The sequence below is a fragment of the Acidovorax sp. YS12 genome (assembly GCA_021496925.1).
Taxonomy (GTDB): Bacteria; Pseudomonadota; Gammaproteobacteria; order Burkholderiales; family Burkholderiaceae_C; genus Paenacidovorax.
Genome location: CP053915.1, coordinates 4800277 through 4814799 on the forward strand (window position 1 = coordinate 4800277; position 14523 = coordinate 4814799).

The 14523-nt window shown below is 68.0% G+C and carries 14 protein-coding genes; 7 read left to right on the forward strand and 7 right to left on the reverse strand.

Annotated elements, in window-relative coordinates:
* Positions 1-175 precede the first annotated feature (175 nt).
* From YS110_21495 to YS110_21515, 5 genes are all read left to right on the forward strand, one after another.
* Positions 176-703: a sigma-70 family RNA polymerase sigma factor gene (locus tag YS110_21495; protein ID UJB67149.1), complete on the forward strand. Its 528-nt coding sequence runs from the start codon at positions 176-178 to the stop codon at positions 701-703.
* A complete protein-coding gene (locus YS110_21500) occupies positions 700-1707 on the forward strand; it encodes a FecR domain-containing protein (GenBank protein ID UJB67150.1) in 1008 nt (335 codons plus the stop codon). The genes YS110_21495 and YS110_21500 overlap by 4 nt, the downstream gene beginning before the upstream one ends.
* 210 nt (positions 1708-1917) lie before the next feature.
* Positions 1918-4413, forward strand: coding sequence for a TonB-dependent siderophore receptor (locus tag YS110_21505; GenBank protein ID UJB67151.1), 2496 nt, complete (start codon positions 1918-1920; stop codon positions 4411-4413).
* Positions 4414-4855: 442 nt separating this feature from the next.
* A complete protein-coding gene (locus tag YS110_21510; protein ID UJB67152.1) occupies positions 4856-5080 on the forward strand; it encodes an AbrB/MazE/SpoVT family DNA-binding domain-containing protein in 225 nt (74 codons plus the stop codon).
* Positions 5077-5472, forward strand: a complete 396-nt coding sequence (locus YS110_21515) for a type II toxin-antitoxin system death-on-curing family toxin (GenBank protein UJB67153.1) — start codon at positions 5077-5079, stop codon at positions 5470-5472. The genes YS110_21510 and YS110_21515 overlap by 4 nt, the downstream gene beginning before the upstream one ends.
* Before the next feature lie 48 nt (positions 5473-5520).
* Here the strand turns inward: YS110_21515 and YS110_21520 are convergent, their stop codons facing one another.
* Both YS110_21520 and YS110_21525 read right to left on the reverse strand, forming a co-directional pair.
* On the reverse strand, positions 5521-6237 hold the full coding sequence (locus YS110_21520; protein ID UJB67154.1) for an aminopeptidase P family protein: 717 nt from the start codon (positions 6235-6237) through the stop codon (positions 5521-5523).
* Positions 6238-6350: 113 nt separating this feature from the next.
* Complete coding sequence (locus YS110_21525; GenBank protein UJB67559.1) at positions 6351-6776, reverse strand: PACE efflux transporter; 426 nt, start codon at positions 6774-6776, stop codon at positions 6351-6353.
* 133 nt (positions 6777-6909) lie between these two features.
* Between YS110_21525 and YS110_21530 the strand changes: the two genes are divergently transcribed.
* Complete coding sequence (locus tag YS110_21530) at positions 6910-7824, forward strand: LysR family transcriptional regulator (GenBank protein UJB67155.1); 915 nt, start codon at positions 6910-6912, stop codon at positions 7822-7824.
* Here the strand turns inward: YS110_21530 and YS110_21535 are convergent.
* The 5 genes from YS110_21535 to YS110_21555 all read right to left on the reverse strand — a co-directional run bounded on the left by YS110_21535 (position 7812) and on the right by YS110_21555 (position 13212).
* Positions 7812-9149, reverse strand: coding sequence for an MFS transporter (locus YS110_21535; protein ID UJB67156.1), 1338 nt, complete (start codon positions 9147-9149; stop codon positions 7812-7814). The two genes, YS110_21530 and YS110_21535, sit on opposite strands and share 13 nt — an antisense overlap.
* A gap of 9 nt (positions 9150-9158) precedes the next feature.
* Positions 9159-9506, reverse strand: a complete 348-nt coding sequence (locus tag YS110_21540) for a DMT family protein (GenBank protein ID UJB67157.1) — start codon at positions 9504-9506, stop codon at positions 9159-9161.
* Between the two features lie 83 nt (positions 9507-9589).
* On the reverse strand, positions 9590-10276 hold the full coding sequence (locus tag YS110_21545; protein UJB67158.1) for a hypothetical protein: 687 nt from the start codon (positions 10274-10276) through the stop codon (positions 9590-9592).
* Between the two features lie 168 nt (positions 10277-10444).
* A complete protein-coding gene (locus YS110_21550) occupies positions 10445-11794 on the reverse strand; it encodes a sigma-54-dependent Fis family transcriptional regulator (GenBank protein ID UJB67159.1) in 1350 nt (449 codons plus the stop codon).
* The gene (locus tag YS110_21555; protein ID UJB67160.1) at positions 11779-13212 is read right to left on the reverse strand and encodes a sensor histidine kinase; all 1434 of its coding nucleotides are present in this window, start codon (positions 13210-13212) and stop codon (positions 11779-11781) included. The genes YS110_21550 and YS110_21555 overlap by 16 nt, the downstream gene beginning before the upstream one ends.
* A 406-nt stretch (positions 13213-13618) precedes the next feature.
* Between YS110_21555 and YS110_21560 the strand changes: the two genes are divergently transcribed.
* Complete coding sequence (locus tag YS110_21560; GenBank protein ID UJB67161.1) at positions 13619-14494, forward strand: polyphosphate--nucleotide phosphotransferase; 876 nt, start codon at positions 13619-13621, stop codon at positions 14492-14494.
* Positions 14495-14523: the final 29 nt, after the last annotated feature.

Sequence of the window (14523 nt, forward strand, 5' to 3'; positions counted from 1 at the left end):
CGTTTTACAAGGCTTTTTAGCCTCAAACCAAGGCCAGCCAAGCGCTGGCAGCTACTGAAAAAGAAGCGCCCTGGTGCCATGCCCAGGGCGCTTTCTTCTGGGGCGCGCGGCCCGGCGCGCGCCAGGCATGTTCGGGGGGGATCGTTACAATCGAGAGCGATTCCCATTCATCGCCATGCCTTCGCACCTTCATGCCCTCCACGTCCTCTACGCAGACCACCACGGCTGGCTGCTGGGCTGGCTGCGCCGCAGGCTGGGCTGCCCGCATGGCGCGGCGGACGTGGCGCAGGACACCTTCGTGCGCATCCTCGCCTCGCGCGACGCGCTGCTGGGCCTGCGCGAGCCGCGCGCCTACCTCACCACCACCGCGCAGCACCTGCTGATCGACCGCGCGCGCCGCCAGGCGCTGGAGCGCGCCTACCTCGCCGAACTGGCCGCGCTGGCCGACAGCCAGCCGGGCCTCGCGCCCTCGCCCGAAGACACCCTCGCCGCACTGCAGGCGCTGCAGCAGATCAGCGCCGCGCTCGACGGCCTGCCGCCCAAGCCCGCGCGCGCCTTCCTGCTGCACTACCTGGATGGCGAGCCGCAGGACGCCATCGCCGCCTCGCTCGGCGTCTCCCCCCGCATGGTGCGCAAATACCTGGTGCAGGCGCTGCTGCACTGCCATACCGCCATGGACCGGACCATGGCCGGCGGCGCATGACGGTACGCGCGCCCGACCTCATCGCCGAAGAAGCCGCGCAATGGCTGGTGCGTCTGGGCGCCGGCGCACCCGACACACCCGACGAAGCCGCCCGCGCCGCCTTCGCCGCCTGGAAGGCCGCCGACCCGCGCCACGCCGAGGCCGCGCGCGGCATGGAAGCCCTGCTGGAGCGCATGCAGGGCCTGCGCGCGCAGGCCGGCGGCAACGCGCGCCCGGCACAGGCCGCGCTCAGCGCCGCGCTGTCCGCTGGACGGCGCCGCCGCCGCATCGCCCGCGCGGGCGCCGCGCTGGCCCTGGCGTTCGCCCTGGCGGTGCCCGCCGCCGTTGTGCTGCACGCCTGGCCGCCCGCCTACCTGCTGGCCGACCTGCGCACCGGCACCGGCGAATGGCAGACCCGCGAACTTGCCGACGGCACCCGCATCGCCCTGCGCGGCGGCAGCGCCGTGAACCTGCGCTACGACGCGGCGCGGCGCACGCTGGAGCTGGTGCAGGGCGACATCCTGGTGGACGTGGCGAAGGACGCCGCGCGCCCCTTCGTCGTGCAGACCGCGCATGGCCGCATCCGCGCGCTGGGCACGCGCTTCGTGGTCGAGCGGCAGCCCGGCGCCACCGTGCTCTCCATGCTTGAATCCGCAACCGAAGTCACGCCCTCCGGCGGCGCCGCGCCGCTGCGCGTGCAGGCGGGCGAGCGCCTGCGCTTCACCGCCGCCGGGGCCGAGCCCCTCACCGCGCTGGACGCCGCCAGCACCGAGGGCGCCTGGCGCCGCCGCCAGCTCGTGGTGCACGACCAGCCGCTGCCCGAGGTGCTCGACGCCCTGGCGCGCCAGCGCCCCGGCTACCTGCACTACGACCGCGCGGCGCTCGAAGGCATCCGCGTCTCGGCCGTGCTGCCGCTGGACGACACCGGCCGCGCGCTGCAACTGCTGGTCGATGGCTTTCCGCAACTGCGGGTGCGCATGGTCACGCGGTATCTCGCCATGGTGGACGTGGCGCCGCAGCCCTGAAGAGCCTGCGGCGGCCCGTGCGGCTGTGGGCCGCGCCAAGACTCCTTTTTTGATAGCTGCCAGCGCTTGCTGCATAAGCGCCAGGAGCCAATTTCATTGAAATTCCGCAGGCCGCCATGCGCGTGGCCCTTGCGGAAAGCACGCCGCCCGGGTTCCGCTTTTCGCCGCCCGTCCGTCAAGCGCAAGGAAAGCAACAGAAAGGGAACCACCATGCCGACATCCAACCGACACCTTGCCCGGCGCCGCGCTGGCGGGCGCCTCAAGCCCCTGGCCGCCGCAGTGGCGCTGGCCGCCGCCTTCTGCGCCTTGCCCGGCCCCGCCGCCGCGCAGGCCCCGGCGGCCGCGAGCGACAGCATTCCGCCCGGCCCGCTGGCCGAGGCGCTCAACCGCTTCGCCCAGCAAAGCGGCACCGCGCTGGTGATCGACACGGCCAGGGTGCGCGGCCTGCAGTCGCCGGGGCTGCAGGGGCGCTACGGCGTGGAGGACGGCTTTGCCGCGCTGCTGCGCGGCACCGGGCTGGCGCTGGGCAAGACGGACGCGGGCTATGTGCTGGTGGCCGCGCCGCAAGGCGCCCAGGCGCCAGCGGCGGCCGGGGGCGGTGCGGCAACCGCCACGCTGCGCGAGGTGACGGTGACCGCGCAGGCCGAGCGCAGCGCCACCACGGAGGACACCGGCAGCTATGCGGCGCGAGGCGCAACCTTGTTCAAAGGCGCGCAATCGCCCAAGGACATTCCGCAGTCGGTCACGGTCATCACGCGCCAGCAGCTCGACGATCAAGGGCTGAACACCGTCACTGATGCATTGGCCCAATCCCCAGGCACCTATTTCCGCAAGCGTCCCAATGGCGGCAGCGACGTGTATCTGCGCGGTTTCTCGACGGACACGCTGCAATACGACGGCGTACCGCTCAAGCGGTATCACAGCTTCGGCAACGACTTGAGCGCCAGCTCCGTGTATCTGGATCGCATCGAGGTATTGCGCGGCGCACAAGGGCTGCTCGAAGGTGCGGGCAATCCGGCCGGCTCGGTCAACCTGGTGCGCAAGCGCGGCCTGGCCGAGCGCAAGGTCACCGTGGAAGGCCGTATGGGTTCCTGGGACACCTACGGCACCCGCGTGGACGCGGGCGGGCCGCTGAACGCGCAAGGCACGCTGCGCGGCCGTGCCGTGCTCGATTACGAGGACAAGAAGTCCTTCCTCGATACCGTATGGGATCGCAATTTGAATCTCTATGGGGCACTCGATCTGGACATCACACCGGACACCACGATGGGCCTGGGCGTTGCCCACGCGCGGCTCAAGGGCAACAGCACGCTGTACGGCGGCGTCCCCCGCTTTGAAGACGGGCAGGCCATTGCGCTGCCCCGCTCTGCCTATATCGGCGCGGGGTGGAATGAGGCGACCCGGCGCGAGACACAGCTTTTCTTCGACCTGTCGCACCGCTTCAATGCCGATTGGACGCTGAAGGCCAGCGCGGTGAGCCTGCGCGATGGCTACGACGCCACCACCGCCTACGAAAACGGAGAGGTCGCTACAGGGGGAGCGACAGTGGATGGCATCGGCTACGTCTACGACAACGCTTCAACGAACCGGGGCTTTGACGTCCATGTCGACGGCAGGTTGAATGCCCTCGGCATGGCGCACGAGGTGGTGCTCGGGGCCAACTACTCGAAGGTAAAACGCGATGACCGCTATACCCAATACTGGGTTCACGCGGTCTATGACGTGTACCAGCCCAACCATGATCCGCTTCGGTTCGCTGCGTTCAATCCATCCGAGATCTGGGATCAGAACTACGACGTCACGCAGAAAGGGGTCTATGGCCTGTGGCGCAGCCACCTGAGCGAGCGGGCAACGCTGATGGCCGGCGGGCGGGCAAGCTGGTATGACTACACAGGTCACGGCATCAGCCAGGTCGATGGCCATCAATCGTCGAGTGCCATGCAGGAAAGCGGCAACTTCACGCCCTATGGCGGCTTCGTCTATGCCTTGACGCCCCAATGGTCGGCCTATGCCAGCTATGCGGCCATCTTCAATCCGCAGAGCGCGACCGATGCCCGGCGGCAAGTGTTGCCGCCGATGACCGGCAAAGCCTACGAAGCAGGCGTCAAGGGCGAATTGCTGGATGGCGCATTGGACGTGTCGATGGCCGCTTTCCGCATCGACCAGAACAACCGGGCCGTTACCGACTACGGCTCGCCGAAGATCTGCGGGAGCGGCGGTGCCAGCTATTGCTCCAAGCCTGCGGGGAAGGTGCGCATCGAAGGATTCGAGATGGAGGCTCACGGTGAACTGGCGCGGGGCTTGCAGGTCAGCGGCGGCTATACCTACAGCCGCAACAAGTATGTGCAGGATGCGAACAGCGCCTTGATGGGCACGCCCTTTGACTATCTGATGCCCCGCCACCTGCTGCGCCTGTGGACTGGCTACCGCTTACCCGGCGACCTGAGCGCCTGGCATGTGGGCGGCGGCCTGGCCTACCGCAGCGCGCAGCGCACCAACAGCACCACCAAACCGAACCCCGTACAGGGCGGCTATACGGTCTGGGGTGCCCGGGTGGCCTACCAAGTCAGCACGGCCTGGTCGGTGGCGCTGAACATCGACAACCTGTTCGACAAGCGCTACTACGGGAACATCGATAGCGATTACTGGTCCAGCTACGTCGGCGAGCCGCGCAAGTTCCTGCTGACCTTGCGCGGCAGTTTCTGACGCCCAGTGTCCTGTCCCGGAAATAACTGCACATGAAATCGCGTCTTCGCGCCCAGGGCGGCGTTGCAAATCCTCGCGATAGCTACGGCTATCGCTGCGGTTGGCGCCTTGCCCTGAACGCGAATCCATCGATTTCATCTCGTGCAGCCATTTCCGGGACAGCACACCAGCCGGATGGCGTGGTCTTCGGTCACTGCGTGAATCCCTGCACCGGCCACATCCAGGGCAGTGGGCGGTGCGGTTTTTCCTTGCCCCAGTTCATCCGTGCGCGGCCGGCTCGACGCGCGGGGCGCTTTTGCGTTCGAGAAGCCGGCCAAGCCTTTCCAGGTGCAGATCGAGACCACGCCCGGGCTGGCGTTGGAGATCGATGAGGGAGAAATCAAATGATGGGGTAACAAGGGGGGCAAAGTTATAATTCAAGTTATAACTTTTGGAACCTGCCATGCACACCCTCAAGCTCACCCAGATCGGAAACTCCGTCGGCGTCATCCTGCCCAAGGAGGTGCTGGCGCGCCTGAAGCTGGAAAAGGGCGACACGCTGTTTTTGACGGATTCGCCCGAGGGCGTCAACCTGACGCCTTATGACCCGGGCCTGGATGACCAGATCGCCATGGGCCGCGAGTTCATGCGCGAGTTCCGCGACACCTTCCACGCGCTGGCGAAATGACGGCGCCTCGCACCTGGCGCTGGGTGGACAAGAAGGTCTTGTTGCTGCTCCACGACGAGAGCCTGGCGCTGCATGGGGGCGCGTCTGGCCTGCGCGATGAAGGCTTGCTGGACTCCGCACTGGCCCGCCCGCAGAACCTCGTGGCCTACGGTTCACCAGACACCGCAGAGTTGGCCACGGCCTATGCGGCGGGGCTGGTGCGCAACCATCCGTTCGTGGATGGCAACAAGCGGGCGGCCTTCCTGGCGGTTGGCTTGTTCCTGGGTCTCAATGGCTACCGGCTGTCGGCGTCGCAGGCCGACGCCACGCTGCACGTGCTCGCCCTTGCCTCCGGCGAACTGGCGGAACCCGCCTTTGCCGACTGGCTGCGCCGCCACGCCGTGGCGCGCTGAGCCAGGCCTGCCAAAACCGCAGGCAGGCGCCAGGGGCCCTGGCCCCGCCTACCCGCGCAGCCGGCCGGTCGCTTCGTCGAACGCCACCACGCCGCCCTCGGGATCGCCCTCCACCAGCAGGTCTTCATAGAACGCGCCGAAGGGGCGCGTGGGGTGGGCGATCTGGATCTCCAGAATCCACAGCCCCGTTTGCGGGCATGCGCCGAAGTCGCCCAGGTCGCCCGCGCGGTAGATGGCGTGCGGAAAGTCGCACACGCGGTGGCCCTTGATGTCCACGTTCAGCCGCCAGCCCATGGCCTGGGCCTGCTCGGCGGCGTAGGCATACAGCGCCGTGCCCGCCAGCCCCTGCGCGCGCCAGCACTGCGCCACGCGGTGCCACAGGGTGCGCGCCGCGTCGGCGCAGGCGCGCATCTCGGCGTCGTCGCCCACCACGAAGGTGGCGCCCGCGTCGCCCTCGTGCCCGTTCCACACGGGGCCGATGTCGATGAAGAAAATGTCGTCTGCGCCCAGCACGCGGTCGGGGTCGATGCGGCGCTGGAAGGTCTTGAGCGTGCTCTCGCCAAAGCGCACCAGGGTCTGGTGCCAGATGCGGTCCATGCCCATGCCCTTGAGGATGGCGGTGGCCTGGGCGCAGGCGTCGCCCTCGCGCATGCCCGGCTGCACGGCCTGGGCGATGCGGCGCACGGCCTCCCAGGTGTTTTCTCGGGCCTGCTGCATGGCGGCGAGCGAAAAGCGCTCGCCCACGCGTTCTTGGGGATGGGACATGGCGATAGGGGGGAAGCAGAAAAAGAGACGGCCCCTGGCGGGGCCGTGGATGGGAACGGGGCGTGCCGGGCGCTATTCTATGTATGAATAGCAATGGCCGCGGCGCAGGCCCGTCAGCCCTGCTGCGCCGACAGGGGGAGGCCGAACACCGCGTCGAACGCCCAGTTGAAGACGAAGGTGTAGCACAGGAAGAAGACCACCAGCCCCAGATCCATCACCAGCGCCTGCCACAGCGTCACCTGGAACCACCAGGCGAACAGCGGCACCAGGATGAACACCAGCCCGCCCTCGAAGCCAATGGCGTGCGCCACCCGGCGGCGCACGCTGCGCCCCTTCACGCTCTGGCGCGCCTCCCAGCGCTCGAAGGCCCAGTTGAAGACGATGTTCCAGACGATGGCGATGGCCGAGGCGGCCACGGCCACCACGCCCGAGTGCCCCGCGCTCTGCCCGGCCAGCAGGGCCAGCCCGGCCGTCGCGGCGGCGATGGCGATGAGTTCATACAGCGCCACGTAGATGACGCGGCGGCGGCGCCCGCGCAGGTAGAACCATAGCGGGGCAGGGGCGGAAATGGGAGCGGATGCAAAGGTCTTGGCAGTCATGGGGGCGAACTTTATGTGCCTATGGCTGATATATAAAGTCAGCTTATTTCAGAAAAATTGACAGGTTGCCGCCATGGCCTTCACTTCCGACAGCGTGCAGGTGTTTCTCGCCGTGCTCGACCACGGCTCGTTCTCGGCGGCGGCGCGGGCCTTGTCGCGCGTGCCTTCGGCCGTGAGCATGACCATGGCGCACCTGGAGGCCGAACTGGACGTGCAACTGTTCGACCGCAGCAGCCGCGAACCCCGGCCCAGCGCCGCTGCCCGCGCGCTGGAGCCCCAGGCGCGCCAACTGGCGCTGCAGCTGCACCAGCTCAACGCCCAGGCGCTGGCACTCACCCAGGGGCTGGAAGAGCGGCTGACCGTGGCCATTGCCCCCGAGCTGCTTGGCGCGCACTGGACGGCTGCCCTGGCCACCCTGGCGCTCGAATATCCGCTCTTGCAGGTGGAAGTGCTGGCCGCCCCGCAGACCGACGCCGTGGCCATGCTGCACGCCGGCCGCGCACAGCTGGCGCTGGTGTTCGAGCGCCCCAGCATCGACGGCCGCGAAGGCTTCGAGGAAGTGGGCAGCGAAGTGCTGATTGCCGTCATCGCCCCGCACCATCCGCTGCTGGCGCAGCCCCCCGCACCGCTGCTGGGCGAGGAGCACCTCACCACCACGCGCCAGATCGTCGTCGCCAGCCGCGACTGGACGCAGACCGACCCGCGCTTCGTGTTCGCCCGCCACCATTGGCGCACCGACAACCACCTGGCCGCGCTCGGGCTGATCGAGGCCGGCCTGGGCTGGGGCTGGCAGCCCCGCGCACTGGCCGAGCCCCGCATCCAGGCCGGCACCCTGGCCGAAATGCACTTCGCCAACCTGAGCAATGGCGTTTCACTGTGGGTGGATGTGGTGTGGTCCAAGGAGCGCCCGCTGGGGCTGGGGGCGCGGCGGTTCGTGGAGTTGATGACACGCCCTGGAAGCTGCCGTTCGGTTTGTCAGCCTGAATGACCGTTTCCGAACACCGGGGCGGCTGCTGGGGAATTTGCCGCGGATGGTGTGGACGGCTGTGGATTGCAGGGCGGCCGGGCAGCGTCTTGCAGGCTCTGTGAGTGTCGGGGCTGGGAGGTGCCAAGACAGTAGAAGATCAGCCCGGCAGCGGCCACCACGCCCAGCGTAATGAAGGCTGCGCCATAGCCGAAATGCTGTGCGATGGCACCAGCAAGGGCGGGACTGGCGGCAGCGCCCAGGCCTTGGATCGTCATGACCGCGCCCAATCCCGAATTGATGTGTCTCGTGCCCTGCAGGATGTTGGCGACAAGGCCCGGAAGGGCAACGCCCAGCAGGCCCGCTCCGATTCCATCGAGCACCTGTACCGGAACCAGTGCCCACGGGGATTCCGTGCACGCGGCGATCATCCCCCGCATGGGCAGCGCCAACAGGGCGGCAATGACCAGTGCCCGGTATCCGTGCCGGCTGGCATGCCATCCGGCCCAAAGCGCGACAGGAATCATGACCAACTGCGCCACGATGATGGCCGACGCCGTGAAGACGCTGGGGTCCGCCAGCCCGCGTGCGACGATAGCCTGCGCAAACAAGGGAAGCATCGCGGCATTGCCCAGGTGGAACAGCAGCATGGTGACCGCGAGCAGGCCCAGGTCACGCGATTCCGTCAGTACCCGGAGTAGGGACGGCGAGGAACTTCGACCTTGCGCAGGTCGCTGGAGCGCGAGCCCACCGCCACGGGCGCGCTCATGGTCGATGTCCTGCGGGCGGATCTGCCGCAAGCATGCAAGCGCCGCACACGCCATCAGGGCCATCAAGACCAACACGGCCGACAGTCCCCATCGATAGCCTGCCAGCCCGGCCAATGCCGCCGTGGCCACGTTGCCAGCATGATTCCAGGACTCGTTGATGCCTAGTTGCCGAGGCAATTCTCTCTGGCCCACGAGGCCCAAGGTAATGCCCATGATGCCGGCCCCTATCAAGGCGCCCGCAATTCCCGTCGCCACCTGGGATGCAATGACGGCGCCGAACGATGGCGTCGTCCATAAAGCCACCGTCGCCAGCGTGAGCACGATGGTGCCACCTGCCAGCAGCCGCCGCTTGTGGCGTGAAGCGTCGACCCACGCTCCCATCGGCGCGGTTGCCAGCATTCCAGCGACGCCGCCTGCGGCCATCACATAGCCGATGTCGTCGGCTCGCCAGCCCTGGCTGGCCAGGAGCACGCCGAGAAAAGGCCCCAGGCCGTCACGGACGTCGGCCAGAAAGAAATTCAGGCTGGACAGCCAGCTCCGCGAACGGGCATGTGCTGGCACCATGGAGGGCATCGTCATCGCCGCCGCCTAATGCAAAGGGCCTTTGAACACGAAGAAGGCGCCCAGGCAGATGAAGCCGAAACCCACCAGATGATTAAGCGTGAGCTTTTCGCCGAGATAGACAACGGAAAAAACGGCAAAGACCACCAGCGTGATGACTTCCTGCATCGTCTTGAGCTCGGCCGCGCTGTAGATGGCATGGCCGATCCTGTTGGCAGGGACCGCGAAGCAGTATTCGGCCAGCGCGATCAGCCAGCTCACCAGCACCACCAGGTAAAGCGGGCGGTCTCCAAATTTGAGGTGGCCATACCAGGCCACCGTCATGAAGGCGTTGGATACGAAAAGCAGTGCAATGGGCAAGAGCTTGGGAGGCATCGAGAAAACTCCAGTCAGGGGAAGCGCCGTGCCCGGCGAGTGTGGCGAGCGCCCGCACTGGCCAGGCACGCGAAGGCACGGACTCAGGGCACGCGGTCGTAGAGCGGCTGCAGGGCGGACAGGCTGGTGCCCATGCTGACGGCTTCCAAAGAGGTGCCGAACGCATTGCGCGTGCCCAGGCCGGACGCCGCGAATGGCGCGCCCGCCTGCACGGAAAGGCGCAGGCTCTCGGGCGGGAAGCGAACGATGCTGCCATCGCTCAGGATGACGCCGTTGGCTTCGCCCCGCGGGCCGGTGAGCACGGTCTCCACGCGGCCTTCCGCCTGCTGGGGCTGCAGGCGCTGGGCGCGCAGGTGCGGCGGCAAGACCCGGCCCTCGCCCACCGGCGGCGGCTGGTCGTACACGGTGCGCCCGCTGCCGATGTGGACGATGGCGTCGGCCCTGACCGTGCCCCGTGCTTCCGCCCGTCCAATGATGCGGACGGAGTCGCCGACCTTGACCGCAGCCGTAAGCGCATCGGCCATGTGCGGCGGGAATTTGGCGATCGTTCCGTCGCTCAGCCGCAGTCCGTCGACCTCGCCGTAGGGATTAGTGAGCATCCGCTGAACCTGGCCTTCCGCCGCGTACTGGCCCGCCAGGCCAGGGGCTTCCAGTCGCTGAGGCGGTGGTGCGGGCCGTTGGGGCGCCGGGTCCGGCGGGAGGGCCTGTGCGCTCAGGCTGCACAAGCCGCATGCGAGCGCGGCAGACATGGCGATGAAATGCGTAGACATGGAAAGGCTCCTTGGGTTGGGGAAAAACACCCAACCTGTGGCGCAAGCACCGTGCCTAAAAGGATTTCATTTGAAATCAATGGGTTGTACGCGTCGAGTGTCGGACACCGTCCGATCCAGCGACGCCCGGGTGTCACGGAACCGGACACCGGCTTGCGTGCATTCGCTTCAGTCCAGGCCGAATTCGGCCAGCTTGCGGTAGAGCTGCTGGCGGGACAGCCCGAGGCGCCGCGCTGCCTCCGTGCGGTTGCCGGTGGCCGCTGCCAGAGCGCGCACGATCATTTCTCGTTCCAGGCGGGCGACGGCCAGTTCCATCGGGCCGTCCCAGTCAATGTCCAGGCCCGGCGCGGGCACATTCGGCGTCTGCAGCCCGACATGTTCGGCATCGATGACGGGGCCATGGCTGAGGATGGCCGCGCGTTCCATGGCATTGCGCAGTTCGCGCACGTTGCCGGGCCAAGGGTGGGCCAGCAGCAGCCGGGCCGCCGCCGCACTCAGCCGCTTGGGCGAGTCGCCGCCCAGCAGGCGCAGGAAATGTTCGGCCAGCAGCAGCACGTCGCCCAGGCGCTCGCGCAGCGGTGGCAGCCACAGCGGCACCACCTGCAGGCGGTACCACAGGTCTTCGCGGAAGCGCCCCTCCTTGACCGCGGCGGGCAGGTCCCGGTGCGTGGCCGCGACGATGCGCACGTCCACGGGCCGGACGCGGTTGGCACCGACGGGGGTGATCTCGCGCTCCTGCAGCACCCGCAGTATCTTGGCCTGCGTGGACAGCGGCATGTCACCTATCTCATCGAGGAACAGGGTGCCGCCATCGGCCTCGCGAAAGCGCCCGGTGCGCTCGCTGACGGCGCCGGTGAACGCCCCCTTGACGTGGCCGAACAGCTCGCTCTCCATCAGCTCGGCCGGGATCGCGGCGCAGTTCACCGCGACGAAGGGTCCGGCAGCCCTGCCACTGTTGCGGTGCAGGGCCCGCGCCACCAGTTCCTTGCCCGTGCCGGTCTCGCCGAGGACCAATACGGTGGCATCGCTGCCTGCGGCCAGCCCGATGCGCTTGAATACCTGGCGCATGGCTTCGCTGCTGCTGACCAGCTCGGTGCCATCCACGGGGTCTCCTGTCGTGCGTGCTGCGGTAGCCGCCTGGCCCCGGCTCGGGGAGCCGGCTTCTCGCCGCAAGGCCCGCTCGAGCGTTTCGACCAAGGCAGTCCTGGCGACGGGCTTGGTCAGATGATCGAATGCGCCCAGGCGCATCGCCTCGATGGTGTTGCCGCCACTCGCATAGGCGGTGAGCATGATGCTGGGCACCTGCGAGATGCGTGCCGCTCGGCGCAGGAATGCCAGGCCGTCCTCTCCCGGCATCCGCAGATCGACGATGGCGGCATCCACGTCCTCGGTGCGCAACCTGTGCAGGCCCGCATCGGTGGTTTCGGCCTGGAGCACTTGGTGGCCAAGGTCCTGCAGCATTTCCGCGAGGCTGCCGCGAAACGCCGCGTCATCGTCAACGATCAGGATGCGGGCCATGGCAGCTCCATCTCCATGCGTGTTCCTAGGGCCGAGTCGGCGAGGTAGGCCCGCCCGCCGTGGCCCTGCACGATCTCGCGCACCAGTGCTAGTCCCAGGCCGGTGCCGCCAGCGCGGTGGGTGGCGAAAGGCTCGAACAGCGTAGCGCGCAAATCGAGCGGAATGCCGGAGCCATCGTCCGCCACCCACAGCAGCAGTGCGCCACGGCTCGTGCGGCGCGCACCGAGTTCGACCTGCCCGTGTTCCCCTGTGTGCGCCAGCGCATTGAGCAGCAGGTTGTCAAAAACCCGTGCCATCTGCACCGGGTCGAACAGGGCAACCCCCTTGGCGCTGGCGGCCAGCGCTGCGTCAACTTCCACCGTGATCCGGACGCCATTCTTTTGCGCGGCTTCGGCGTGGGCATTGCGCCGCTCTTCCAGCCATTCCCGCAGATCAACCGCCTCGCGCTCGGCGCGGAATGGCTGCGTCAACGCCAGCAGGCTCGACACCAGCGTTTCCAGGCGCGCTGTTTGCGACAGCACGGCTTCCAGCGCGCCAGCCACCCGGGCTTCCCGCAGATCCACCGGCGCAGCCATCGCGTTTTCCACCTTCATGCGCATCGTGCCCAGAGGGTTGCGGATCTCGTGCGCAAGCCCGGCGGAAACGCGCCCCAGCGTGGCCAGGCGTTCGGACTGGGCCAGTTGCTCCCGCAGACGGGCTGACTGGCGCTGCCAGCGCGCAATCATCCAACCCAGCCATGCGCCGGAGACCACGACCAGCGCCAGCAACAGGCTTACTGCAAGGATCAGGGTGTTGACCGTTTCCGCGGCCAGCAGCGGCACGCGCATCAGGGTCCACGCGATCAGGCGCGGCCCATCGGTTTCCACGGGGCAGGCAGCGAAAGCCACGGCTTCACGCAGACCAGGCCGGACATCCGTCACGAGGCTTGCGGTATCCAGCGCCCGCTGGGCCATGTCGGCAATGCGCTCCAACTCGGCACTCGGTGGGTCGCGCTTGATCCCCGTGCCGTCGTAGGTCGGGAAAGCGTAGGCCACCACACCCGCATCCGCGCGCCAGAAGCCGCCTTCCATGCCCGGCTGATCGCGCAGCGCCAGATCAAGCACAGCCTGCGCGGCCGCGGAGGCCATGGGGTGAGATTCCTCATTCGCAGACAAGAGCTGCTGGCGAGCGCGTGCCGCACCCGCTTGCAGCGCCTGGCAACTGGTCGAGGCAAGTTGGCGCGCATGTGCAATCTGGGGGCCAGCGCTTTGGCGGCTGAGCAACAACAGGAGCCAGCCCAGCACAAGAGCCACGGTGGCAATGGACAGCCACAGGGTCAGCAGATCGCGTCGGACGGAGGATTGCAGCGACAGGTGAGATTTCCTTTGGTATGAGGCACTGCTGGAATGCTGGGGGCGGGCGCTGATGGCTGGCGCCATTGCGCCATTGGGGGCAGGGCATGCACCACGTTCTCTGCCACTGCGACGCACACACCTGAAAGAGGCCGCGATGGGCGGCAGCCAATGCAACAGCCTTGCTATTCTAGGGGCCCTCTGTTCGCTGAGAGGGGGTAACGCGGCCGCTCGACGAAGCATGAGCGGACAGCGGCAACCAGCCGTCTGCGCAGCGTTTCGCGGATGTCCAGCCTGCGCTCGAATCGAATGCGCAGCCTGCCACGGCTCGCAAGCCCCAACTGGGCTGGGTATGCCAGGACGGGCGTGGCGCGGGCCTGCGCGAGGAGCCGGCGAAAGCCAAGGCACGGCGCGCGGCGTATGGGGCGGGGCGACAATCCGCCGTAACCGCGCCGCGCGGGCCCATCCACCCTTTTTGCTTCTTGGAGCCGCCATGCCCACCACCCCCGCTACGGCAACTGCCCCCGCGTACTTTGACCTGCACGACCGCGCCCTGGCCGAGCGCTGGAAGGCCTGGCAGCCGGTGCCGGGCCAGCCAGTGCCGCTGCACGGCTTCGATCCCCGCGCCAAGCCGTTCTCGCTGGGCAGCAAGGCCGAAGACAAGGCCGCCGTGGAGGCCTTGGCCGTGGAGCTGGACGCGCTGCAGAACCTGTTCTACGCCGACAAGCGCTACAAGCTGCTGGTGCTGCTGCAGGGCACCGACACGGCGGGCAAGGACGGCACGATCCGCGGCGTGTTCGGCCGCATGAGCGCCCTGGGTGTGCACACCGTGGGCTGGAAGGCGCCGACCGAGCCCGAGCGTGCGCGCGACTACCTCTGGCGCATCCACCAGCAGGTGCCGCCGGCGGGTGAGATCACGGTGTTCAACCGCAGCCAGTACGAAGACGTGCTGGTACCCGTGGTCAACGGCTGGATCACGCCCGCGCAGCACCAGCAGCGCCTGGCGCACATCAACGATTTCGAGCGCCTGCTGAGCGAGACCGGCACCGTGGTGCTCAAGTTCATGCTGCACATCGGCAAGGACGAGCAGCGCCAGCGCCTGCAGGAGCGCCTGGACGACCCCGCCAAGCACTGGAAGTTCGACCAGAGCGACCTGGCTGCCCGCGCGCAGTGGGACGGCTACCAGCGCGCCTACGAGCAGTTGCTGGCGGCCACGCACACGCCCTGGGCGCCGTGGACCATCGTGCCCGCCGACTCCAAGACCCACCGCAACCTGATGATCGCCACGCTGCTCAAGGCCGTGCTGGAGCGGCTGGATTTGCGCTACCCGCCGGGCGACCCGGCGCTGGCGCATTTGACGGTCGAGTGAGGGCAGCCCGGAAACTCCTGTTTCGATAG